Consider the following 21,780-nt stretch of genomic DNA (forward strand, 5'->3'; position numbering starts at 1 on the left):
GGTCTAAAACTCGGCATGCGGCCCGGGCCGGCATCCCGTCAGCCAGGGGTCATTCTGCGTGGGGACGAGGAGCACCGAAGCCAATGGAGACCGTCGGATCGAAGCAGGTAAGGCGGAGCCTTTCCGCCGAGGTGGCCGAGGCACTGCGTGACGATATTTCCGGCGGCGCCTACCGGATTGGCGACAAGCTGCCAACGGAGCCCGCGCTGATCGCACGCTTCGGCGTCAGCCGCACCGTCATCCGCGAGGCGATCGTGACCCTGCGCGCCGATGGTCTGGTGCAATCGCGCCATGGCGTCGGGGTCTTCGTGACGCAGCCGCATAGGGCGGTTCCGGAGCTGCAGCTTCTGACCCAGGTGAATAAGAAAATATCTGATATTATTGAGGAACTTGAGCTTCGTGCCTCGGTGGAGATCGAGGCGGCAGGCCTTGCGGCGGAACGCTGCGCGCCGGCCCAGGAGGCGGAAATCCAGGCGCAGCTCGATGCTTTCGAAACGCTGATGCGCGCCGGCGACCCTACCGCGCAGGCGGATTTCGAGTTTCACGTCGCAATTGCGCGCGCAACCAACAACGCCCGGTTCGAGGAGTTCCTGGCCCATCTCGGCCGCCGCACCATCCCGCGCTCCAAACTCAGGGACATGGCCGGCACCGACAATATCGAGAACCGGGACGCCCAGCTTCACCGCGAGCACATGGCGGTGGCCGAGGCGATCTATGCGCGCGATTCGCAGGCGGCAAGGGAAGCGATGCGCGTGCATCTCGGCGGCTCATTGCGGCGCTACCGCGTGCTGACACAGCGCCAAAACATGCTGTCAGGCGACAAGTCATCTTGACGAATCCTGCAAGTCATCATACGACTTGCAGCTATAACGGATCAAGATCACCGTCGTGGCGCCTTGTGGGTGCCAGGGTATCATCGCATGCCGCCGGGTGTTGCACTTTCGGCGGGGAGGAAGGGAGCGGTCGTAAGGCAGACTGCCGACTTGAAAGCGCGTCCGCATGGACGCACGCGCAATAACTGGGAACCGCAATTCAGGGAGAGAGAAATGCACAGGAAATTTTTGACACTGCTGGTGGCCGGCGCCATGGGCGCGCTCATGTCGTCGGCGGCACTGGCCGATTATCCGCAAAGAGATATCCGGGTCATCGTTCCCTGGGGTGCGGGCGGCGGCACCGACGCCATCGTCCGCAAGCTGACGACGATTGCCGAAAAGAACATCGGCGCCTCCATGTACGTGGAGAATATCGAAGGCGGCATCAGCGCCACCGGCATTTCGCAGGTCATGCAGGCCCGCCCAGATGGCTATACGATCGGCGCTCTGACCTATGACAGCGTCGTGACGGTTCCCTGGCAGGGCATGCTGCCGACCTACAAGATGGACCAGCTCAAGCTCATTGCCCGCGTGACGAGCGAGCCAGACGCCATCATCGTCGATGCCGCCTCACCCTATAAGACCATCGGCGACCTCGTTGCCGATGCGAAGGCCAATCCCGGCAAGGTCAAGATCGGCATCCAGAATATCGGCTCGCGCCTGCACCTGGCGATCCTGCAGCTTCAGGACGAGACCGATACGCAATTCAAGATCATCGCCTATCCCGGCGGCGCGGCACCGCAGAAGGAAGCGATCCTCTCCAATGAGGTGGCTGTGGTGGCGACCAGCCTCGGCGATTTTGCGCCGCTGCTGGAAAACGGCGATGTCCGCGGGCTCGTCGAGTTCACGGATGTCACCAACCCGACCTTCACGACCGTTCCGACCGCCAAGGACGAAGGCCTCAAATTGCGGATCGGCAGCTTCGTCGTGCTGGCCGCGCCGGCCGGAACCCCCGACGATGTGATCGCGACGATCGAGAGCGCCTACAAGAAAGCGCTCGAAAGCGAGGAATTCCAGACATGGACCTCCAAGGTTGGCGTCACGCCGAGCTGGCTTGGTTCGGGCGAAGTCACGCAATGGGCCGATGAGACGAGCAAGACACTCTTCCAGCAGATGGATGCGCTGGTGGAACAGGGTGTCTTGAAAAAGTAACCATTCGCATGGGCCGGCGGGGTCAGCCCGCCGGTCTGCCAGGTTCAAGTCGTTGGGAGGACACCGATGGCGATGCGTCGACTACAGTGGAAGAATCGTCTTCTCCTGCCCTTGTTCCTTTTCGTCCTGACCACCGTCTACATCGCGGCGGCGCTGCAGATCCAACCGCAGTTCAGCGAGGGGCTGGTCGGGCCCGGCTTCATGCCGCTTGTCACGGCGTTCATCATGTATGCGGCGCTCGCCCGCGTCATCTGGAACGACCTGGCGGAGGAGCGCGAAAAGCCGGAGGGCTCTCTCCTGCCGCCATTCCTGATCGTCCTTGCGACGATCCTCTACATCATCGCCTTCAAGCCGCTGGGCTATAGCGCGGCGACCTTCCTTTTCGTGCTGGCGCTGTTCCACCTCTTCCAATTCCAAGAGGGGCAAATGATCAAACGCCTGCTCTATGCGGTGGCGGTCACGGCCATCTTCTACGGCCTGTTCGCACTTGCCTTCGGTATTCGGCTGCCAACCCTGATAGGCGTGATCTGATGGATTTTCTTCTCGAAATTCTCAAGGGCTTCGGTGCCCTCGCCCGGCCCGATGTCCTGATCGCCATGGTGGCGGGGTTCGCAGTGGGCACCTTCTTTGGCGCCGTGCCGGGGCTAACGTCGGTCCTCGCGATCGCGCTGCTGCTGCCGATCACCTACAGCATGGATGTGATACCCGCACTCGTCATGTGCGCATCGATCTTCATGTCGGGCATGTATGCCGGCAGCATCACGGCAACGACGATCAACATCCCCGGCGCGCCGTCTTCGATGATGACCTCCATCGAGGGCTATCCCTTGATGAAGAAGGGCCAGGGAGCCAATGCGCTCGGCCACGCGGCTCTTGGCTCCATGGTCGGCGGAAGCCTGGGCGCACTGATGCTCATGCTGCTGCTGCCGATCGCCGCCAAGCTCTCACTGCTGATCCAGACGCCGGGCAAGTTCTCGCTCGTGCTCTTCGCGCTCGTGGTGATCATCATCATGCAGCGCGATACGATAGCCAAGGGCCTGGTCACCACGCTTCTCGGCATCATGATCGCGACGGTCGGCATCGACGTCATGCAGCCGATCGCACGTTTCAGCTTCGGTACCGAGACGCTCGTCGAAGGCATAGACATGATGCCGATCATCATCGGCACCTTCGCCATCAGCGAGGTTCTCTACCAGGCGCAACTGCATCGCGGCGATATCCAGGCAGCCGCCCTGCGCGCCGGGGCGGCGTTGATCCGCCGCCGGGATTTCCTGCCACCCCTGTCGGAACTCCGTGAGATCGGCTTCTACACCTATATCAAGAGCGGTCTGCTCGGCTACGGAATCGGCGTCCTGCCGGGTGTCGGCGGCTCGATGGCGGCATTCGTCGCCTACGCCGATGCCAAACGCCGCTCCAGACACCCGGAACAATACGGCCATGGCAGCCGCGAGGGCATTGCCGCTGCGGAAGCAGCCAACAACGCCATGTGCGGAGGCGCTTTCGTGCCGATGCTGATGTTCGGCATTCCCGGCGATCCGACGACGGCGATCGTGCTCGGCGTCCTCGTCATCAACGGCCTTCAACCGGGCGCGCGTCTATTGGAGACCCAGACGGACCTCATTGCCCCTATGTTCGCATCGCTGTTCATCAGCGCCCTCGTACTCGTTCCGCTGACGCTGTTCCTTCTTGGACCTTATTTCGTTCGCATCGTCTCGATCCCGAAAGGCCTCCTCTATGCCTGCATAGCCGTTGTCGCCCTTGTCGGCAGCTATGCCGCCACCTTCTCGATCTTCCAGATGGCGCTGGCAGTGGTTTTCGGCGTGCTCGCCTTCTTCCTGCGCCAACAGCATTATCCGACCGTCCCGCTCCTCCTCGGCTTCATTCTCGGACCGGATCTCGAGCAATATCTTCGCCGGTCGCTATCCCTGAGCGATGGCAATCCCATTGTCTTCCTGACCAGCCCCGACAGCCTGTTCTTCCTCGTTCTGACCGCCCTTTTCTTCTATTTCATGGCCATCAAACCTTTGAAAGAAGCCAAAACCTGACCGGAAAGGTGGGGCACATCTGGTCAGAGAAAATGGGACGTGGCGGCGCCGTCGCCATTCATCGCCCATTTCATTACAAATATTTAACCAGAATATTCATTTTGTGTTCACATTGCAGGCTAAATATTACTCGCACGCCGTTTGACGGCGCCTTTAAATGAGTAATGGAGTTTTACCATCATGAAAGCAATTCCGGTATATATCGCCCTTTTAACGTCAGTTGTTCTTGCATCTCCAACGTTCGCACAAGAGGACAGCGAAACAGATGCCGGCAGTGCACAAGTTGAATCGTCCGACTCGGCACATGAACGCTTTAAAAATGAGCCTGTTGATCTTGCGAAATTTGCGAAGACCGATGAGCTGAAAGCTGCCGACACAAACGGCGATGGCACGCTTTCCCACGATGAGCTTGAAGCCATGGCCATGAAGCGCATCGCGTCTCGTGCTGCCGATCGCATGCAGCGCCGCCTTGATATCAACGGTGACGGCAAAGTGACCCTTGAAGAGATAGAGAAGCAGCGAGGCAAGGAATTCGCCGCTCTCGATCGCAACGAAGATGGCAAGCTCGACCGCAAGGAATTGCGCGCCGGCAAACGGTTCCACCGTCATGGCGGCCACCACGGCGGTCATCACATGAAAAAGCGGATGCATCAGGCGCAATAGACTGAAGAATGACCCGGGCCTTTGTGCCCGGGTTTATTTTTGCCGGCAGCCGGGCAATCCCCCAACATCGCGAAATCCTTTCGCTTCCAGCTGGACATGGCCCCGGCTGGATACGGCATTGCCGGCAGATTTTGTTCAGGCTAATTTCGATGCGGGCTGTCAGCAGGGATCAGCTGCCACAACGGATCGGGAGCATGCAATGGCGGGTGCCAAGGCTGATCAAGTGCCGATCACCATGCTCGTACCCAGCACGCCGATAACACCGCCGCGCGACATTGGCAGCCTGCTGAATTTCCGGTTGATCCGGGCTATGCTGCTCGCCTATGTTATTGATGATGCGCGGGCATCCTAGCGGGGTCAGCGGGCAGTTTTTCTAGAACGATGATTTTGGTTTGTCGGCAACGCTCCGAGCGGCGCCAATATGTGGTGACAGACGTGCTGGTCGGAATCTACAAGCCCCCTTTATCTCCACCGCCTATGAATATACCGGGCTCGTATTGGCGTGGCCTGTGCGGTCCTGTCCCCGATTCAGTTTTTCGAAGCCGACGCGGCCGCTTGCGCGTTCCGAAGGCAGCAACTGCCAGAGAGGTCCGGCAATGATCCAGCGCTTCGACGACGCCCGCGTCCTCATGTACAGCCACGACACGTTCGGGCTCGGCCATCTGCGCCGTTGCCGCACCATCGCTCATTCGCTGGTCGAGGATTTCCACGGGCTGCAGGTCCTCATCATCTCAGGCGCCACCATTGCCGGCGCCTTCGACTACAGAACGCGGGTCGACTTCGTCAAAACGCCCAGTGTCATCAAGCTCAGGAATGGCGAATACACCTCGATGGAGCGCCACATCGACCTGAACGAAACCTTGAGGATGCGACAGGCCATCATCCGCCGCACCGCCGAGACCTTCCAGCCCGACATTTTCATCGTCGACAAGGAGCCCCTCGGGCTGCACGGCGAGATCGAAGGCACGCTGTCCTATCTCAAAGCGCGCGGTACGACCCTGGTCCTCGGCCTGCGCGAGGTGATGGATGCTCCCGACCTCCTGGAGGCGGAGTGGCAAAAGAACGACGTCATGCGCAAGATCGGATTGTTCTACGACATGATCTGGGCCTATGGCCCGCCCGACTTCTACAATCCGTTGGTCGGTCTGGACGTACCGCCGTCCATTCAGGCCAAGATGAAATTCGTTGGCTTCCTGCAGCGACGCCTTGCACGTGAGGAACTGCCCGGCCATAAGCCCGAAGGCGACTACATCCTTGTCACCACCGGCGGCGGCGGCGACGGCGCCGAGCTCATCCACGATGTCATCCATGCCTATCAGCAGGATCCCACCCTCCAGCACAAGGCACTGATCGTGCTCGGCCCTTACATGCCCGCCCGCAAGCGGCAGAAGCTGATCCGCAAGAGCGTCGGCATCCCCTTCATCAGGATGATCGAGTTCGACAACCGGATGGAGGAACTGATCGCCGGCGCCCGCGGGGTGGTGGCGATGGGCGGTTACAACACCTATTGCGAGATCCTGTCCTTCGACAAGCCGGCGCTGATCGTGCCGCGGGTAAGGCCGCGCCAGGAACAGTTGATCCGGGCGCGCCGCGCCGCCGAGCTTGGCCTGGTGCAGATGCTGTTGCCCGAGGAAGCCGAGGACGCACTGCGTTTCGCCGCCGCGCTGAAGGCGCTGCCGGACCGCCCCCGTCCCTCGCAAAGCGCCCCCGATCTCCGCCTCGAAGGCCTCGTCCATATTTCCGAGATCGTCGGCGAATGGCTGGAACACAGATCGACACGCCATCTCGCCCTCGTCGAAAGCGGGAGCTGACCCCTCGTGAAACCCCGCCGGAAGATCGTGGTCGTCCTCAAAGGATATCCGCGCCTGTCCGAAACCTTCATCGCCCAGGAACTTCTCGGCCTGGAACGTGCGGGGATCGAACTGGTCATCGTTGCGCTCAGGCGGCCCACCGACGCCAAGCGCCACCCGGTGCATGACGAGATAAAGGCTGCCGTCCACTATCTGCCCGAATATCTGCATGAGGAGCCGCTGCGGGTCCTTCGCTCGGTTCTGATCTGCCTTCCACGACCCGACTTCCGGCGGGCGCTCGGCGCACTGATCGCAGATCTTCGCCGCGACCCGACGCGCAACCGCATCCGCCGCTTCGGACAGGCTCTCGTTCTGGCCGTGGAATGGCCCGATGGAGCCGGCTGGCTGCATGCACATTTCGCGCACACACCGGCATCCGTCACCCGCTATACGAGCCTTCTTCGCGGCCAGCCCTGGACGTGCTCCGCCCATGCCAAGGACATCTGGACATCGGCGGACTGGGACCTGGCGGACAAGCTTGGCTCCGCCCGCTGGATGGTCACCTGCACGAAGACCGGCTTCGACCATTTGAAGAGCCTGGCAAACGGCAGTTCCCGCGTGCATCTCAGCTATCACGGGCTCGATCTTGCCCGCTTCGGAAACTTCGAGGGGTGGCGCGCGGCGCACGACGGCTCGGCCCCCGAGGAACCCGTGGTCATTCTCAGCGTCGGTCGAGCGGTGGAGAAGAAGGGATATGGGACGCTCCTGCAGGCGCTCGCCCTGCTGCCCCGCGATCTGGCGTGGCGCTTCGAGCATATCGGCGGCGGCGATCAGCTCGACCGGCTCAAGGCACTGGCGGAGAAGCTCGGCATCTCCGCACGCGTCTCGTGGAAGGGAGCCCTTGCACAGGAGGAGGTGCTTCAGCTTTATCGGCGCGCGGATATATTCGCTCTGGCCTGCCGTATCGCCGCGGATGGGGACAGGGACGGTCTGCCCAATGTTCTGGTGGAAGCCGCAAGCCAGCGACTGATCTGCGTGTCGACCAATGTTTCAGGCGTTCCCGAACTTCTCACGGATGGCGAGACCGGCCTGCTCGTTCCGCCTGATGATCCCGCCGCACTTGCGCGGGCACTGGAACGGGCAATCCGCGATCCGGCCCTTCGCACGCGCCTCGGCAATGCCGCGGAGCAGCACGTCCGTGAGCATTTCGATCACATGTCGAGCATCGGCCAATTGAAGGACCTGTTCGAACAGGAGTGGCAGGCAGCAAGATGATGCGGCCGCGCGTCTTCTTCTACGTCCAGCACCTGCTCGGCATCGGGCACCTGGCGCGTGCCAGCCGCATCGCCATGGCGCTGGTCGCGGACGGTTTCGATGTCACCGTGGCTATGGGGGGCGTGCCGGTCGCCGGTTTCCCGGGACCGGACATCCGGACCGTGCAGCTACCACCCGTCATCACAGCCGATCATGGGTTTTCCGGCCTGGCGGATATCCAGGGAAACCCTGTCGATGACGCATTCAAGGAAAAGCGCTGCCGGATACTGCTGGAGGCGTTCGACAGTTGCAGGCCGGATATCGTCATCCTGGAAGCCTTTCCCTTCGGCCGCCGCCAGATGCGTTTCGAGCTCCTTCCCTTGCTCGAATCCATCAGCGCCATGTCACCGAAGCCGTTCGTCGTGGCATCGATACGCGACATCCTTCAGGAACGAACCAAGCCGGGCCGGAGCGAGGAAACCATCGGCCTCATCAATGGATATTTCGATCTGGTGATGGTTCATGGCGACCCGACCTTTGCGACGCTCGACCAGACATTTCCTCTTGCCCATGAGATCGAGGCGAAAATCGCCTATACCGGTCTGGTGGCCGCGCCGCCGCCACTGCCCGCTTCACGGCGATTCGACGTTCTGATTTCCGTCGGCGGTGGTGCTGCCGGGAAAAATCTCGTCAGGTCGGCGGTTGCGGCGGCACGAAATACCGCTGCAGAAAAAAAATGGTGCCTGATATCAGGCCCTAATTTCCCGAAGGAAGAAATCGAGGCGACGCTTCGTGAAGCCCCGTCGAATCTGTCCATCTTCAAGTTCCGCGAGGATTTTGCCAGCCTTTTGACCGGCGCGCGGCTTTCCGTTTCGCAAGCTGGTTACAACACGGTGTGCGACATCCTGCGCGCCGGATGCCGCTCGCTGCTCATCCCATTCGCGTCAGGCGGTGAAACCGAGCAGACCACACGCGCAACAGGCCTTGAAAGGCTCCGTCTGGCGAACGTGCTGAGGGAGGACGAATTGACCTCGGCCAGCCTGGCGGCGGCGATCGAACACACCTCCACGGGGGAGCGCCAAATCCACAGTCTCGATCTTGAAGGCGCACATGGCACGGCACGGATCTTACGCGAGCTGCTGGGCGTCAAACGGTCCCTATCAGCATGAAGCGGGTGTAGTTCTTCGTCGGCAATTCGCCGGAAAACCGCACCTCCCGCAGCGCCGCCATCTCCTCGAAAGCCGTAAGCGAAGCCACGCAATTGATATGGGACGGTTCGCTGAAATAGTCGTTCGACTGCAAAAGAACACGCGTGCCTTCAGGCAGGATATCGAGCCAGCCGCGCACATCCGCTATATGTTCGCAGCTCGAGTTGATGACGAGATCGGGCTTAGCCGCCGCATAGTCGAGCGCGTACATGTCGCTCGTCAGCGCCTTGAACCGCTCTCCCGCCGACCGGTTCAGCGTTTCCGCGATCGCTGCCACATCGGGATCGATGTCTATGCTTTCGATCATATCCATGTCGAAACGGGCATCGTCGAAAAACATTGCAGGCAGCACGCCGTACCACCCGCCCAGCACCCATACCCGCCCGAACCGGCCCCCGCAGCTTTCGAAAAGCTTGTCGCGCGCCCACATTTTGCAAGCGACCTGCTTGTGATTGAATGCATTGGCGATTTCGGCCTCGGGATGGCGAGCGACAACACGGGCCAGTCCTTCGATCAGCGGGCTGGCGGCATAGGCTGCGATTCCTCTTGTCAGGTCGTAAGCGCGTTCGTGCCAGTCCTCGGCGAGGCGGTCTGTCCGGGTAGCATCCATCATGTGCCTGTTGTATGTTCAGTTTTTGAACGGCACAACACAATCTCACCTCCAGAAAAGTAAAAACGCATCCATGGATTCGAACACACAGGAAGCTTCTGCGCCGTTGGCCGATGGGCGGGATCTGCCGCATCTTTCGGGACCGGCTGCGTTCATCCGCCAGGTTCTTGCCGCTCATTTCGTGCGCGACTGCCCACATATCGTGGAGATTGGCGGCCATATCAGGCCGGTGACCGAATTTCTGACACACAAGCCGCTTTCCGTTCTTTCGGTCGATCCGAAAACCCCTGCCTATGAGGCGGATGCGCTCAACAGCCATCCCTGCCGGGTTCGCCACATCCCGCGGAAGTTCCAGGAAGTCGATTACGATTATGTCGCGGGCAGCTATGGGCTGGTCCTGCTCGGCTATTCGCTGAAACCCTTCGGCAGCCGCGAACCGCTCGGCCAGCTGCTTTTTTCGCTGATCGACAATGCCCAGGTGGTCGTGATCGAATATCCGCCGGAATTGGACCGTGCATCCTCTCAGGTCCCTGCCATCATCGGCCGGCCGACAATGAATATCCATTGCAGCCTCGAATTGGTGCTCGATGACGAGGCGATCGCAGGATCACCGTTCGCAAAGAGGCGCTTTTACGTTCTTCATCCTAACTGAACGACCGGCGATCGCCCATGGAACAAAGCCTCGCCCGCTACATCTGGATGCACACCAAGAAGCAGCAGCTTTGGATCGTGGTGGTCGTCATCCTGTCGATGGTCCCCTATTTCATGTCCTTCGACCTGCCCAAGCTGATCGTCAACGGGCCGATCCAGGGCCAGGGCTTTGAAAATCCGGGCGCGACCCAGTCTTTCATGGCGTTCAGTCCAAATCTGCCCTTCATCGGAGAGGTCAATCTCTTCTCCGGCTTTCAGCTCACCCGCGAGGGGATGCTCGTCGCCCTCAGCCTGGTGTTCCTGCTGCTGGTCATCGTCAACGGCCTGTTCAAATTCTACATCAACACCTACAAGGGCCGTCTCGGCGAGCGGATGCTGCGCCGCGTTCGCTTCGAACTCGTCGACCGCGTTCTGCGGTTCCCCCCGCAATATTTCAAGCGGGTGAAATCCGCCGAAGTGGCGAGCCTGGTGAAAGACGAGGTGGAGCCGCTCGGCGGCTTCATCGGTGACGCATTCGTGCAGCCGGTCTTGCTCGGCGGCCAGGCGCTGACCGCCATGCTTTTCATCATGGTGCAGAATTTCTGGCTGGGCATCGTGGCCACCGTCATCGTCGGCATCCAGATCATACTCATTCCGAAGATGCGTCAGAGGCTGCTCCGGCTCGGTCGTGAACGGCAGATTACGGCGCGTGCGCTGTCCGGCCGTGTCGGCGAGATCGTCGACGGCATTGGCGCCGTGCACGTCCATGACACCTCCAATTACGAACGCGCCGACATCGCCTCGAGGCTCGGCCGTATTTTCAAGATCCGCTATGATCTCTACCAGTGGAAGTTCCTGGTAAAATTCTTCAACAATCTCCTCGCCCAGGTAACGCCGTTTCTGTTCTACCTCATCGGTGGTTATCTGGTCCTCCAGGATCGACTGGATGTCGGCCAGCTCGTTGCCGTCATCACCGCCTATAAGGACCTGCCGGGACCGATGAAGGAGCTGATCGACTGGGACCAGTCACGCCAGGATGTGCAGGTCAAATATGCGCAGGTGGTCGAACAGTTCAGCGCCGAGAACCTCGTCGCACCCGAGATCCAGGCGATCAGGCCAGAGTCCGTCGGGGCATTGAGCGACCCGCTTGCCGCCGTCAATCTCTCGCTTGCCGATGACGGCGGAGCCACGCTGGCCGAGCGGATTTCCTTTCAGATCAATCCCGGCGAGACCGTCGCGATCGTCGGCACAACGGCTGGCGGAGCCGAGGCCGTCGCCGAGGCCATCGCCCGCCTGAACAGGCCGGAAAGCGGCAAGGTGACGGTAGGCGGGGCGGATTTGCTCGAAATCCCCGAAGCCGTGACGGGGCGTCGCATGTCCTATGCATCATCCGACGTCTTTCTCTTCCAAGGCAGCCTTCGCGACAATCTTCTTTATGGGTTGAAACATGCGCCGCTGATACCGGCGAACTATGAAGGGGCTGAAGCAGACCAGCGCCTCTGGAATATCGAAGAAGCACGGAAAGCCGGCAATCCCGACTTCGATCTCGGCAGCGACTGGATCGACTATGAGGCGGCCGGAGTAACCGGCCCCCAGGATCTTTTTGCAGCGACCCGCAACGTGCTTGATGCCGTCATTCTGTCACAGGACATATTGGATCTCGGCTTGCGCTCTCCCGTTGATCCGGCGCGCCACAAGAAACTTATCGGACGCATCCTGGAGCTGCGAAGCGCCTTGCGCGCGCGGCTGAAAGAGGAAGGCTTGAGCGAGCTGGTGGTTCCCTTCGAACCCGGCACCTACAACAAGGAAGCGACCGTCGGCGAGAACCTGCTTTTCGGCGTTGCCGTCGGCCCGGCTCTCGCCGACAAGGCGCTGGCTGCCAACCCCTATTTCTTGTCGGTCTTGAAGCAAGCGGGACTGGACAGAAAGCTCTATGAAATGGGTCTCGATATCGCGGAGCAGGCGGTTGAACTGTTCGCCGATCTTCCGCCGGGCCATCCCTTCTTCCAGCAGCTCGCCTTCATGACGCCCGAGGAGATACCTGTTTACGAAACCCTGCTGCAGAAGCTCAAGAACAGGCCGTATGAGGCCGTCTCGGAAGCCGATCGCGCCATGATCGTTGCTCTGAGCTTCGCCTATATCGAACCGCAACATCGCTTTGGCCTCTTGAGCGAGGAGTTGATGAAGCGGATCGTCGACGCACGCAATCGCTTCTATGAAGGTCTGCCCGCCGACCTCGACGGTCAGGTCGAGCGCTACGATCCGATGACTTATATCACCGCGGCAAGCGTCATGGACAATGTGCTGTTCGGACGTATCGGCCATAAACACCCCGACGGGCCGGAACGCATCCGCTCCATCGTCAATGAAATCCTGGAAGCGCTCGGCCTCGACGCCGACATTCTGGATGTCGGGCTGGACTTCAACGTCGGCGCAGGCGGCAAGCGCCTTACCGGCGGGCAGCGCCAGAAGATCGACGTCGCCAGGGCACTGCTCAAACGCGCTGATTTTATCGTTTTCAACCGCCCGCTTGCGGCCCTCGACCAGCGTGCGCAAGGTCAGATCCTGCGCAATGTGCTGGAGGAAGCCAGGCGCGACGGTCGCTCGCCGGCCATTATCTGGGTTCTTGCAAATCCAGCTATGGCAGCAATGTTCGATCGCGTTATTGTGTTCAATGCGGGCCGGCTGGTGGAAGACGGAACGCACGAGACGCTTTTGGCAAGAAATGGGACCTTCAAGGAACTGCTATCCTAGCGGTTCCGGCAGAAGAATTTTGGGGAAGGTTTTGCGAAGTGCTCCTCAAGGATGAAGTCGGAATGCTGCAACGGATCCCGTTGTTTTCGGGCGTCGAGCCGGCGAAGCTCAAACTCCTCGCCTTCACCTCCGATCGTGTCAGCTACAATTCGGGCCAGGTTCTCTTCAGACAGGGCGATGAAGGCGACGCCGCCTACGTCATATTGTCGGGCACCGCCGATATTCTGGTCGACTCGGATAATGGTCAGATCAAAGTCGCCGAGGCCGAGCCCAATGCCATCGTCGGCGAAATCGCCATTTTGTGCGATGTCTCACGCACGGCAACCGTGAGGGCGACCGCACCTCTCGAGGTATTGCGCATCCGCAAGGATCATTTCCTGCGCCTGCTCAGGGAATTCCCCGAGATAACGATCGAGATACTGCGCGTGCTGGCGGACCGGCTCAGTCACACGACGGCAGAGCTGATCGACGCCCGAAGCAGCAAAGAATAGGACAACCCGGGGAAGATGGCACAACCGACAATTTCCCGTCATGCAAGTCAAGCCGCAGCACCGTAATTCCATGTCTCGCCTATTAGCGGCGGTTTGGCTAGGATGGCCGCGAAACCCCTCTACTGCAAAGAAGGTAGGATGGACGACGATACGTTGCTGGTGAAATTCTGGGGGGTGCGCGGCAGCGTTCCGGTATCTGGGCCCGAATTCCTGCACTATGGCGGCAATACGGCATGCATCGAATTGCGATGCGGCAAGCATAGACTTTTCCTCGACGCCGGTTCCGGACTGCGCCCCGCCGGAGAAGCCTTGCGGGCGGGCGGCGTCACGGACATCGACCTGTTCTTCACCCACTGCCATTACGACCATATCATCGGCTTCCCGTTCTTCGCTCCCATCCATGACAGGAACAGCCGGATCACCGTGTGGTCCGGGCACCTCGCTGGAAAGATGACGACGCGGCAGATGCTGACCGAATTCATGCGTCCGCCCTGGTTCCCGGCAAAGCTCGATATCTGCAAGGCCAATATCATCTGCAACGATTTCGTCTCGGGCGACGTGTTGCAGCCGCGCGATGGCATCACGATACGTACCGGCAGCCTCAACCATCCAGGTCACTGCATCGGCTACCGTGTCGAGTGGGGTGGGCGTGCAATCGCGTTGATAAGCGATACCGAACACGAGCCCGGCAAGCTCGATCCGGCAGTGCTCGATCTGATCGAGGACGCCGATCTCGTCATCTATGACTGCACCTATAGCGAACCGGAAATGGAGCGCCGTCGCGGTTTCGGGCATTCCACCTGGCAGCAAGGGGTCAAGCTCTGCGAGGCCGCCGGTGCGCACGGCCTCGCCATGTTTCATCACGATCCGACACGCACCGACGACGAACTCAAGATCATAGAGCAGCAAGCGAAAGGCGCTTTTGCAGGGGCTTTTGCCGCGCGCGATAGCCAGACGCTAAAATTTTCTCGCCTCGACCGGGGCTAAGGCAGAGCGCCTTCGGCCAGCATTTCACGGGGAGAGCGCCAGCGCACACGATGCCGGGACGTCATCTCGAACAGGCGTTTCACGAAGGACCACACCGCCTCATCATGCACCAGATGATGTGTGAGGAGGCCGACGGCATCCCCGCCGCCGAAAGCGCGTCCGAGTTGCGCGACGATCTCTTCAACCAGCAGGGCGTGATCGCGGCAGCCGCGCGTGCCGTGCCAGTCCATCACATCGACATTGCTGTTGATCAGGCGGATCGAAGCGGGCTTTGACGGCCCGAACACGGACAGTGCCTGAAATCCCAACCGGCCGAGTTCGGGGACCAATCCGGGATCGATCCGGTTCCACGGCGGCACCAGCAGGGGCAAGGCGCGCTCCCCATGCAGATCATCCATCCGCGCAAATCCCCGCGCCAGATCTTCAAGCACGATATCACGCGGCCGATGCGGTCCCAATTCCTGCTTCTTCTCCCCCTCGGGCGCGTGATTTTCATGCGCCCAGCCGTGAACTGCCACCAAGGCATGCTCCACCCCGGAAAGCCGCACAGCCAGTGCTTCCCCGGTAAAGGCCGGGACGACAGCCAGCGTAACCGGCACGGCATATTCCCCCGTCAGGTCGAGCAAGCGATCCAGCGCCGCGGTCGGTTCGATCGCATCATCGTCCCGCAGCCAGAAATCGGCGACGCGGCCGGCACGCTCCCAGCGCAGGAGCTCTTGATGCAATGGCTGCCAGATCGGATCATTCATCATGCGTTGAGAACCTTCGGAAGCATGGCGGCAAGACGCACGGCCGCAGCCTCAAGAGACCGTTCGTCATGCACGAAGCGTCGCGCGGCATCCGACATCATGATCCGCTCTCGATCATCCGTCAGCAGCCTTTCGATAGCGGCTGCGAAAGCCTCGCTATCGTCCGGCGGAGTCAGCAGTCCGGTCCGGCCGCTCACCACCACTTCCGGAACGCCCGCAATATGCTGCGCCACCACCGGGAGGCCTGCAGCCTGGGCTTCGAGATAGGCCAATCCATAGGCTTCGCCACAGCCCGGCCAGACATATATTGCCGCGCCCGAAAGAATGCCTGCCACGGCACCGGGTTCCAGTCGTCCATGCCATTCGATCCGCTCTGGCGGAAAACCGGCGAACAGCGCCATGACTTCGGCTCGGGCCGGCCCACCCCCGACCACCGATATAGTCCAGGGCAGGTGATGAAGCCGATCGAGAGCCCGGGCGAGCATCTTATAGCTTTCGAGCTTGTCGCCGGATCGCATCATCGCAACGCAGACAAGGCGCGAAGGATCAAAAGCCGGGGGTTGCGCTGAGAACGCCGAAATATCGATGAAGGGCGCAAGCATATCGAGGACGGCATCGGGCACGGCAATCGACAGCCCCTCTCGATCCCTCCGGGTGAAGCAGATGTTCAGGGCCGCCTGCCTGACCGACTGCGCCACCAGAGACTGTGTCCTGGCCCATAGACCCGTGTTGCGCCGCTCCGAATAGGACGCCTCCGCCGTCACGTAAGGAATATCGAAACCCGCGGTCATGTCGGGCCCGATCAGATCCGGCGCCTTGTAATAAGGATGATAGGTGAACCAGAGATCCGGCTTACCGTCGCGCCTCCAAAGCTCGCACAGCCTTGCGACTTCTCCTGCGGCTTCCTTCTCGACCCCGGCGAAACGGTCCAGATCGGGTTCGCGCCCAAAGGTTGAAAGTTCAGATGCCAGTTCGACCGCATGGCCGCCATATTCGAGCGCCCTGATCAGCAATTGCGCCATCTGGCGGTCACCCGAGGGAACCGGATGGGTCGGCGATTTCATGGGCGCGTAGAAGGCAATTCGCATCGATCGAGTCTATCGTCAGGAAATCGATGCAAGTCAACGTCACGCGGCATTCCGCTGATCCCGGATCACATGAGATGTGGTAATTATAGAGCATGGAAAAGCCAGCCGCACCCGATTCATTCCTAGATACATTGCCGGTCTTGCCGGAATTCGAACGCGTAGCCGATATCGACAATTATCGGCCCCTGCCGGCCGGCTGGGCGCTCGCGGTGGCGGATATCGTCAATTCGACCGGAGCTGTCGAGGCCGGCCGCTATAAATCCGTCAACATGGCTGGCGCCAGCGTGATCTCCGCATTGCTCAACGCACTCGCAAGGCGCGATCTTCCTTTCGTGTTCGGCGGCGACGGCGCGCTGGTGGCTGTTCCGCCCTCCGCCGTGCAGGCCGCGCGCGAGGCCCTCGCCGCCGTCCAGGCATGGGTGGCGGAGGAACTTGCGATGACCATGCGCGCCGCCCTCGTGCCGATTGAGGATATTCGCGCGGAAGGCCTCGATGTGCGGGTCGCACGGTTTCAGGCTTCCGATGATGTGTTCTATGCCATGTTTGCCGGCGGCGGCAGCAGCTGGGCGGAAACCCAAATGAAGGCCGGACGCTATCGAATCGACCCGGCCCCGAAAGGAACCAGGCCGGATCTGACGGGCCTCTCGTGCCGCTGGGATCCGATCGAAGCCACGCTTGGCGAGATCGTCTCCATCATCGCCGTGCCCGGCCCTTCGCATGATGCGCGCGCTTTCCAGGATCTGGTTTCCGATCTCATCGCTTTCACCGGCCAGCAGGAGCGCGGTGGTCATCCGCTGCCGGCGGAAGGTCCCAAATTCGGCGCCTCCCGGCAAGGTCTGGAGATCGAGGTACGCGCAAACACGCCCGGCGGCCGGCAATGGCTTGCAAAGCTGTGGATACGGTTTGTCCTCATGCTCGCCGTCCTGGCCGACAGGTTCGGCTGGAAGATGGGTGGCTTCGATCCGAGGGCCTATCGGCGTGAGGTGACCAGAAACTCGGACTTCCGCAAATTCGACGACGGGCTGAAGATGACGATCGATCTCGATCCCGCCGCCCTGCGCAAGATCGAACAACGGCTGCAGGCTGCCGAGCGCGCAGGCATATGCAGCTACGGACTGCATCGGCAAAAATCGGCTTTGATGACCTGCATCGTCGCATCACCCATGCAAAGGGACCACGTCCATTTCATCGATGGCGCAGCCGGCGGCTACGCGGTGGCAATGACAAAGTTGAAAGCGAAACTGGCCTGAGGAGCTTTGGTTCGGCACATCGGCACAATGGCTTGCGGAAGACTGTTTTCCGCAATATGCATGCCCCACGGTCCACGGAGACAAGATCAGCTTCGCTATGGTGGCGGATGGTCTGTCCGCATCGATGGAAAGCAGGTCCTTGGACGCCTCCCGAACAACACATGATCTCCTTTTGGAGCGGATTTCGGCACGCACCGCGCAAGTGGGTGTGATTGGTCTCGGCTATGTCGGATTGCCTCTGGCCATCGCCATCGCGCGTGCAGGCTTTCCGGTTTCAGGCTTCGACATCGATCGGCAAAAGGTGGAAAACCTCAATGCCGGCCAGTCCTATATCGAGGCGGTGACATCCAATGCTCTTGCTGAAAAGGTGGCCGATGGCCGGTTCCGCGCCACCGCAGATTTCGCCGAACTCGCCGCATGCGATGTCATCGTCATCTGCGTGCCGACGCCGCTGACAAAGCATCGCGAACCGGACCTCTCATTCGTCGGCAATACCGTGCAGGTGATCGCGGACAATTTGCGGCGCGGCCAGCTGATCGCGCTTGAATCGACGACCTATCCGGGCACCACCGATGGCGTCATGAAGCCCATTCTGGAAAAGACCGGGCTGCAATCGGGAACGGATTTCTTCATCGGCTTTTCACCGGAGCGCGAGGACCCCGGCAACCGCAGCTTTGAAGTCGCGATGATTCCCAAGGTGGTTGCCGGCGATGGGGCCGAAGCCGCGGCCCTGATGCAGGCCTTCTACCAAAGCGTGGTGAAAACCATCGTGCCGGTCTCGACCACCGCGACGGCCGAGGCTGTCAAGCTGACCGAAAACATCTTCCGCTCCGTCAACATCGCCCTCGTCAATGAGTTGAAAATCGTCTTCGGGGCCATGGGCATCGATATATGGGAGGTCATCGAAGCTGCAAAGAGCAAGCCCTTCGGCTACATGCCCTTCTACCCCGGCCCGGGACTTGGCGGGCATTGCGTTCCCATCGATCCGTTCTACCTGACCTGGAAAGCCCGCGAGTACGAATTGCCGACCCGCTTCATCGAACTGGCAGCCGAAATCAACACGGCAATGCCCCGTCATGTGATCGATGTGCTTGCCAGGGCGCTGGATTTTCGCGCAGGCAAGGCAATGAGCCGTTCACGCATTCTCATCATCGGGCTCGCTTACAAGAAGAATGTGCCGGACACGCGTGAGAGCCCGTCATTGCGGCTCATCGAGCTCATCGAGGAACGCGGTGGCCGGACGGAATTCCATGATCCCCATGTCAGTGAGATCCCGGTCACAAGAGAACATATGGCGCTCAAGGGGCGGCGCTCGGTCGAGCTGAGCGAGGCCGCATTGAAGAGCTTCGATGCCGTGTTGATCGCGACCGATCATGACGGCATCGACTATAAGGCAATTGCCGATTGGGCTCCGCTGATCATCGATACGCGCAATGTCTTCGAGCGCCTCGGGTTGAAATGCGAGACCGTGGTGAAGGCCTGAGGGCGCGCGTGCGACCGAAGCGCCCCTGTCGCCTCACTGCGACGTTCCGCTCCGTTGCATTTCACGTCATCAACGACGGCAAACTCTCGTGTCGAACGAACAGTTCGGCAAGATTGTCGTGACGATTTGACAGCCCATTCGCGTGATGAACAGCGCTTCGCGCCCGCTATCTTGTAATTCCGACGGCTGAACGATAGTTTTCTTCCGGGCGTCGGCTTCGCTCGCTTCAAAGAAGCCCGGAATGCCGGCAAGGATGGTCATTCGTTTGCAAACCAAGGGAGATGGTCCCGTATTCGAACGGCATCCGGTTTGAAGCGGCCCCAAAACATATGAGCGCGGCACAATCCGAAATTTCCACCATATTGATGGACAAGGTCGCCGACTGGCTGACCCAGTCATCATTGGCAGGCGACGATCTTGAAACCCTGGTGAGGGGCTTTTGCGAGAGGCTCGCAGCGGCAGGCCTGCCGCTAATGCGGGTGCATTTGAGCTTTTCAATGCTGCATCCGCTTTATGATGCTTTGGGCTTCACATGGCGGCGTGGGCGCGGCATCGAGGTCGAGGGCTTCCGCAAGAAGGCCGGAGGGCCGTCGGATCGATTTGCGCGCAGCCCCTATTACCACCTGTTCAGCAATAATCTGGATCATCTGCGCCGGCGGATCAATCCTGAAATGCCGTCGGAATTTCCCATCTTCGATGAGCTCAAGCTCATTGGCGTCACCGACTATATGGCTTTCGTCCATCCATTTGGCAGCGATTCGGGCCAGGGGATGATCGGGTCATGGTCCACGGACAGCCCGGCCGGCTTCAGCGAGAGTATGATCGCCGCCCTGCTGTACATGCAGAGCCATCTTGCGGTCGCCAGCAAGATGGCCGTTCTCCATAAACTGACCGACAATATGCTCAAGACCTATCTGGGTGGTGATGCCGGCAAGCGCGTGCTGAACGGCCAGATAAAGCGCGGTGAAGGCGACACGATCCGCGCCGCCCTCGTGATGGCCGATATGCGGAATTCAACCAAACTTGCCGAAACGGCCGGTCGCGACCTCTATATCGAGACGTTGAATCAGTATTTCGACGCGATCGCTGCGCCTTTCAACAGGGCGGGTGGTCAGATCCTGAGTTTCCTGGGTGACGGCTTCCTCGCGGTCTACCCCTGCGAAAGACACCGGGCGCCTTCCGAGACCGCCTGCCAGGCCGCACTTGCCGCGGCCCATAAGGCAACCTCCAGGATGGCTGAGCTGAATGCCCGCAGGAGCCAACAGGGATTGAGCGAAATCGGCTATGGCATAGGCTTGCATGTCGGTAATGTCATGTTCGGCAATGTCGGGCTCTCCGATCGCCTGACCTTCTCTGTCTTCGGCTCGGCGGTCAATGAAGTCCAGCGGCTTCAGGACCTGACCAAGAAATCGCAGTACCACCTCATCGCCAGCCAGGAATTCGCCAATTATTGCGGCAACGGCACCTGGGTGACCATCGGCGAGGAGAAACTGGCAGGGGTCAGGGAGAAGTTTACGGTTCTCTTTCCAGAGCTGACCGAAGCCTCGCTGGGCGACGAGGATGGCGGCCTTGAGGCGACCTACGACAGGATATCGGACGCCGAGCAGGTCATCTTGCTCCATCGCGACGCCAGAAAATTACCGCCATCCTCACCGCATTCGAAGGATTTTCAATGAAGATCAAGCTGTTGCTCTCGGCCAGCCTCGCTGTCCTACTTTGCACGGGAAATCTGGCAGGAGCCGAAATGAGAATTCTGCGGGACGGGTTTGACGGGCAGAGTTTCTCACCGGAGGGCGGGCTTTACTATAAGAAGAATTTCGAACAGAGCGCCGGCACCGTCGAGTTCCAGCGTGATGTGGCGCAAAGCGGCGGTGCGCTCAAGCTCAGCGTCAAGCCGCACTGTCCTCCGACCAGGGACTCCTGCAGCGAACGCGCCGAGATCTGGGAGAAGCCGGCCCTGCGCGTGCCTTATAACGAGGGCGTCTGGTATGGCTTTGCCGTCAAATTTGCCGAGCCGATCCCGCAGGACGATCATCGTTATCTGATCGCACAGTGGAAACGCGAAATAGGGCCAGATGCCGAGGGCGATTTCAGCCCGTTTCTGGCGCTGCGGCTGAAGCGGGGAAAACTCTTCGCCACCGTCGAGACCAATTATATTGCTCCCCCTGCCACGTTGGCAGCAACAACACCTGAAAAGAAACCGGCGGCATGCGCTTCCGGTGAGACACCGGTGTGGTTGCGGCCGGAAACCAACCAGATGCGTGCGCTGGTCGCCACCGATGCGACATGGACGCCCGACGACGGTACCCTGTTTTCAAGCTGCACCCGTGCGATTTCCCTCACGGAACATGGCAACCCATTGCCGGCCCCGGATTCGGGCTGGATCGATTTCGCGGTGTTCACCAAACCGGGACCGGACGGATCCGGCCATATCGAGATCTTCGCAAACGGCAAGCCGATCGTCACGGTCACAGGACATATCGGCCATGCCGATCCGGGATTGGGCAAGAACCAATATTTCAAATTCGGTCCTTATCGGGCAGCCAATGAGGGCGAATGGACGCTCTATTATGATGATTTCCGGCGGTCGCCCCATTGCGGAGATGTCCTGGACAAGGAAGCTTGTTCTGCGCTGGCAGCGCAGCGACAGAGTGAGAAATCGCCCCCTCCTTCCGGGAATATCGTTCAGCAAGATTAGTCTCCCCCCGGCTCTAGGCAGGCTACCGGCAGTGGGCTAATCTCCTCCAGGGAACA

21 protein-coding genes are annotated in these 21,780 nt (G+C 60.4%); 17 read left to right on the forward strand and 4 right to left on the reverse strand.

The window, feature by feature from the left end; all coding sequences use genetic code 11:
- Nucleotides 1-83 precede the first annotated feature (83 nt).
- From C5748_RS16725 to C5748_RS16760, 9 genes are all read left to right on the forward strand, one after another.
- Nucleotides 84-833, forward strand: coding sequence for a FadR/GntR family transcriptional regulator (locus tag C5748_RS16725; protein ID WP_105743064.1), 750 nt, complete (start codon nucleotides 84-86; stop codon nucleotides 831-833).
- A gap of 213 nt (nucleotides 834-1,046) precedes the next feature.
- Complete coding sequence (locus C5748_RS16730) at nucleotides 1,047-2,024, forward strand: Bug family tripartite tricarboxylate transporter substrate binding protein (protein WP_105743065.1); 978 nt, start codon at nucleotides 1,047-1,049, stop codon at nucleotides 2,022-2,024.
- A 66-nt stretch (nucleotides 2,025-2,090) separates the two neighbouring features.
- Nucleotides 2,091-2,555, forward strand: coding sequence for a tripartite tricarboxylate transporter TctB family protein (locus C5748_RS16735; protein WP_105743066.1), 465 nt, complete (start codon nucleotides 2,091-2,093; stop codon nucleotides 2,553-2,555).
- Nucleotides 2,555-4,069 carry a tripartite tricarboxylate transporter permease gene (locus C5748_RS16740; RefSeq protein ID WP_105743067.1) on the forward strand — a complete coding sequence of 505 codons (1,515 nt, stop codon included), beginning with the start codon at nucleotides 2,555-2,557 and terminating at the stop codon, nucleotides 4,067-4,069. The genes C5748_RS16735 and C5748_RS16740 overlap by 1 nt, the downstream gene beginning before the upstream one ends.
- A gap of 180 nt (nucleotides 4,070-4,249) precedes the next feature.
- Entirely contained in the window at nucleotides 4,250-4,732 is a 483-nt protein-coding gene (locus C5748_RS16745) for an EF-hand domain-containing protein (protein WP_105743068.1), read from the forward strand.
- Between the two features lie 118 nt (nucleotides 4,733-4,850).
- Nucleotides 4,851-5,084, forward strand: coding sequence for a hypothetical protein (locus C5748_RS27955; protein WP_146119549.1), 234 nt, complete (start codon nucleotides 4,851-4,853; stop codon nucleotides 5,082-5,084).
- A gap of 244 nt (nucleotides 5,085-5,328) precedes the next feature.
- The gene (locus C5748_RS16750) at nucleotides 5,329-6,543 is read left to right on the forward strand and encodes a glycosyltransferase family protein (RefSeq protein WP_105743069.1); all 1,215 of its coding nucleotides are present in this window, start codon (nucleotides 5,329-5,331) and stop codon (nucleotides 6,541-6,543) included.
- A gap of 6 nt (nucleotides 6,544-6,549) precedes the next feature.
- A complete protein-coding gene (locus C5748_RS16755) occupies nucleotides 6,550-7,797 on the forward strand; it encodes a glycosyltransferase family 4 protein (RefSeq protein WP_105743070.1) in 1,248 nt (415 codons plus the stop codon).
- Nucleotides 7,794-8,945: a glycosyltransferase family protein gene (locus C5748_RS16760; RefSeq protein ID WP_105743071.1), complete on the forward strand. Its 1,152-nt coding sequence runs from the start codon at nucleotides 7,794-7,796 to the stop codon at nucleotides 8,943-8,945. Before C5748_RS16755 ends, C5748_RS16760 begins: the two co-directional genes overlap by 4 nt.
- Here the strand turns inward: C5748_RS16760 and C5748_RS16765 are convergent.
- On the reverse strand, nucleotides 8,923-9,597 hold the full coding sequence (locus tag C5748_RS16765; protein ID WP_105743072.1) for a class I SAM-dependent methyltransferase: 675 nt from the start codon (nucleotides 9,595-9,597) through the stop codon (nucleotides 8,923-8,925). The two genes, C5748_RS16760 and C5748_RS16765, sit on opposite strands and share 23 nt — an antisense overlap.
- 70 nt (nucleotides 9,598-9,667) lie before the next feature.
- Here C5748_RS16765 and C5748_RS16770 point away from each other — a divergent pair, with 70 nt between their 5' ends.
- The 4 genes from C5748_RS16770 (at nucleotide 9,668) to C5748_RS16785 (ending at nucleotide 14,456) form a co-directional block, all read left to right on the forward strand.
- Entirely contained in the window at nucleotides 9,668-10,246 is a 579-nt protein-coding gene (locus tag C5748_RS16770; protein ID WP_105743073.1) for a hypothetical protein, read from the forward strand.
- Nucleotides 10,247-10,263: 17 nt separating this feature from the next.
- Nucleotides 10,264-12,978 (forward strand): ABC transporter ATP-binding protein, encoded by a 2,715-nt coding sequence (locus C5748_RS16775; RefSeq protein WP_105743074.1) that lies wholly within the window; start codon nucleotides 10,264-10,266, stop codon nucleotides 12,976-12,978.
- A gap of 38 nt (nucleotides 12,979-13,016) precedes the next feature.
- The gene (locus tag C5748_RS16780; RefSeq protein WP_105743075.1) at nucleotides 13,017-13,469 is read left to right on the forward strand and encodes a cyclic nucleotide-binding domain-containing protein; all 453 of its coding nucleotides are present in this window, start codon (nucleotides 13,017-13,019) and stop codon (nucleotides 13,467-13,469) included.
- A 138-nt stretch (nucleotides 13,470-13,607) separates the two neighbouring features.
- Entirely contained in the window at nucleotides 13,608-14,456 is an 849-nt protein-coding gene (locus C5748_RS16785) for an MBL fold metallo-hydrolase (RefSeq protein ID WP_105743076.1), read from the forward strand.
- On the opposite strand, the gene C5748_RS16790 is transcribed toward C5748_RS16785, so the two are convergent.
- Complete coding sequence (locus C5748_RS16790; protein ID WP_245581840.1) at nucleotides 14,453-15,208, reverse strand: polysaccharide deacetylase family protein; 756 nt, start codon at nucleotides 15,206-15,208, stop codon at nucleotides 14,453-14,455. The two genes, C5748_RS16785 and C5748_RS16790, sit on opposite strands and share 4 nt — an antisense overlap.
- Nucleotides 15,205-16,293 (reverse strand): glycosyltransferase family 4 protein, encoded by a 1,089-nt coding sequence (locus C5748_RS16795; RefSeq protein ID WP_105743077.1) that lies wholly within the window; start codon nucleotides 16,291-16,293, stop codon nucleotides 15,205-15,207. Before C5748_RS16795 ends, C5748_RS16790 begins: the two co-directional genes overlap by 4 nt.
- A gap of 92 nt (nucleotides 16,294-16,385) precedes the next feature.
- Here C5748_RS16795 and C5748_RS16800 point away from each other — a divergent pair, with 92 nt between their 5' ends.
- On the forward strand, nucleotides 16,386-17,543 hold the full coding sequence (locus C5748_RS16800) for a DUF3095 domain-containing protein (RefSeq protein ID WP_105743078.1): 1,158 nt from the start codon (nucleotides 16,386-16,388) through the stop codon (nucleotides 17,541-17,543).
- A gap of 124 nt (nucleotides 17,544-17,667) precedes the next feature.
- The gene (locus tag C5748_RS16805; protein WP_199194820.1) at nucleotides 17,668-19,026 is read left to right on the forward strand and encodes a nucleotide sugar dehydrogenase; all 1,359 of its coding nucleotides are present in this window, start codon (nucleotides 17,668-17,670) and stop codon (nucleotides 19,024-19,026) included.
- A 69-nt stretch (nucleotides 19,027-19,095) separates the two neighbouring features.
- Here the strand turns inward: C5748_RS16805 and C5748_RS16810 are convergent, their stop codons facing one another.
- A complete protein-coding gene (locus C5748_RS16810; RefSeq protein WP_105743080.1) occupies nucleotides 19,096-19,287 on the reverse strand; it encodes a hypothetical protein in 192 nt (63 codons plus the stop codon).
- 68 nt (nucleotides 19,288-19,355) lie between these two features.
- Here C5748_RS16810 and C5748_RS16815 point away from each other — a divergent pair, with 68 nt between their 5' ends.
- Both C5748_RS16815 and C5748_RS16820 read left to right on the forward strand, forming a co-directional pair.
- Nucleotides 19,356-20,702 (forward strand): adenylate/guanylate cyclase domain-containing protein, encoded by a 1,347-nt coding sequence (locus C5748_RS16815; RefSeq protein WP_105743121.1) that lies wholly within the window; start codon nucleotides 19,356-19,358, stop codon nucleotides 20,700-20,702.
- A complete protein-coding gene (locus C5748_RS16820) occupies nucleotides 20,699-21,724 on the forward strand; it encodes a polysaccharide lyase family 20 protein (protein ID WP_105743081.1) in 1,026 nt (341 codons plus the stop codon). The genes C5748_RS16815 and C5748_RS16820 overlap by 4 nt, the downstream gene beginning before the upstream one ends.
- Nucleotides 21,725-21,780: the final 56 nt, after the last annotated feature.

This window comes from Phyllobacterium phragmitis, from assembly GCF_002980495.1.
Taxonomy (GTDB): Bacteria; Pseudomonadota; Alphaproteobacteria; order Rhizobiales; family Rhizobiaceae; genus Paramesorhizobium; species Paramesorhizobium phragmitis.

Excerpts from the sequence above, each read along its gene's own strand:
- C5748_RS16725 (WP_105743064.1), top strand. The coding sequence starts at position 84 with ATGGAGACCGTCGGATCGAAGCAGGTAAGGCGGAGCCTTTCCGCCGAG.
- C5748_RS16730 (WP_105743065.1), top strand. The coding sequence starts at position 1,047 with ATGCACAGGAAATTTTTGACACTGCTGGTGGCCGGCGCCATGGGCGCG.
- C5748_RS16735 (WP_105743066.1), top strand. The coding sequence starts at position 2,091 with ATGGCGATGCGTCGACTACAGTGGAAGAATCGTCTTCTCCTGCCCTTG.
- C5748_RS16740 (WP_105743067.1), top strand. The coding sequence starts at position 2,555 with ATGGATTTTCTTCTCGAAATTCTCAAGGGCTTCGGTGCCCTCGCCCGG.
- C5748_RS16745 (WP_105743068.1), top strand. The coding sequence starts at position 4,250 with ATGAAAGCAATTCCGGTATATATCGCCCTTTTAACGTCAGTTGTTCTT.
- C5748_RS16750 (WP_105743069.1), top strand. The coding sequence starts at position 5,329 with ATGATCCAGCGCTTCGACGACGCCCGCGTCCTCATGTACAGCCACGAC.
- C5748_RS16760 (WP_105743071.1), top strand. The coding sequence starts at position 7,794 with ATGATGCGGCCGCGCGTCTTCTTCTACGTCCAGCACCTGCTCGGCATC.
- C5748_RS16765 (WP_105743072.1), bottom strand. The coding sequence starts at position 9,597 with ATGATGGATGCTACCCGGACAGACCGCCTCGCCGAGGACTGGCACGAA.
- C5748_RS16770 (WP_105743073.1), top strand. The coding sequence starts at position 9,668 with ATGGATTCGAACACACAGGAAGCTTCTGCGCCGTTGGCCGATGGGCGG.
- C5748_RS16775 (WP_105743074.1), top strand. The coding sequence starts at position 10,264 with ATGGAACAAAGCCTCGCCCGCTACATCTGGATGCACACCAAGAAGCAG.
- C5748_RS16785 (WP_105743076.1), top strand. The coding sequence starts at position 13,608 with ATGGACGACGATACGTTGCTGGTGAAATTCTGGGGGGTGCGCGGCAGC.
- C5748_RS16790 (WP_245581840.1), bottom strand. The coding sequence starts at position 15,208 with ATGATGAATGATCCGATCTGGCAGCCATTGCATCAAGAGCTCCTGCGC.
- C5748_RS16795 (WP_105743077.1), bottom strand. The coding sequence starts at position 16,293 with ATGCGAATTGCCTTCTACGCGCCCATGAAATCGCCGACCCATCCGGTT.
- C5748_RS16800 (WP_105743078.1), top strand. The coding sequence starts at position 16,386 with ATGGAAAAGCCAGCCGCACCCGATTCATTCCTAGATACATTGCCGGTC.
- C5748_RS16805 (WP_199194820.1), top strand. The coding sequence starts at position 17,668 with ATGGAAAGCAGGTCCTTGGACGCCTCCCGAACAACACATGATCTCCTT.
- C5748_RS16810 (WP_105743080.1), bottom strand. The coding sequence starts at position 19,287 with ATGACCATCCTTGCCGGCATTCCGGGCTTCTTTGAAGCGAGCGAAGCC.
- C5748_RS16815 (WP_105743121.1), top strand. The coding sequence starts at position 19,356 with ATGAGCGCGGCACAATCCGAAATTTCCACCATATTGATGGACAAGGTC.
- C5748_RS16820 (WP_105743081.1), top strand. The coding sequence starts at position 20,699 with ATGAAGATCAAGCTGTTGCTCTCGGCCAGCCTCGCTGTCCTACTTTGC.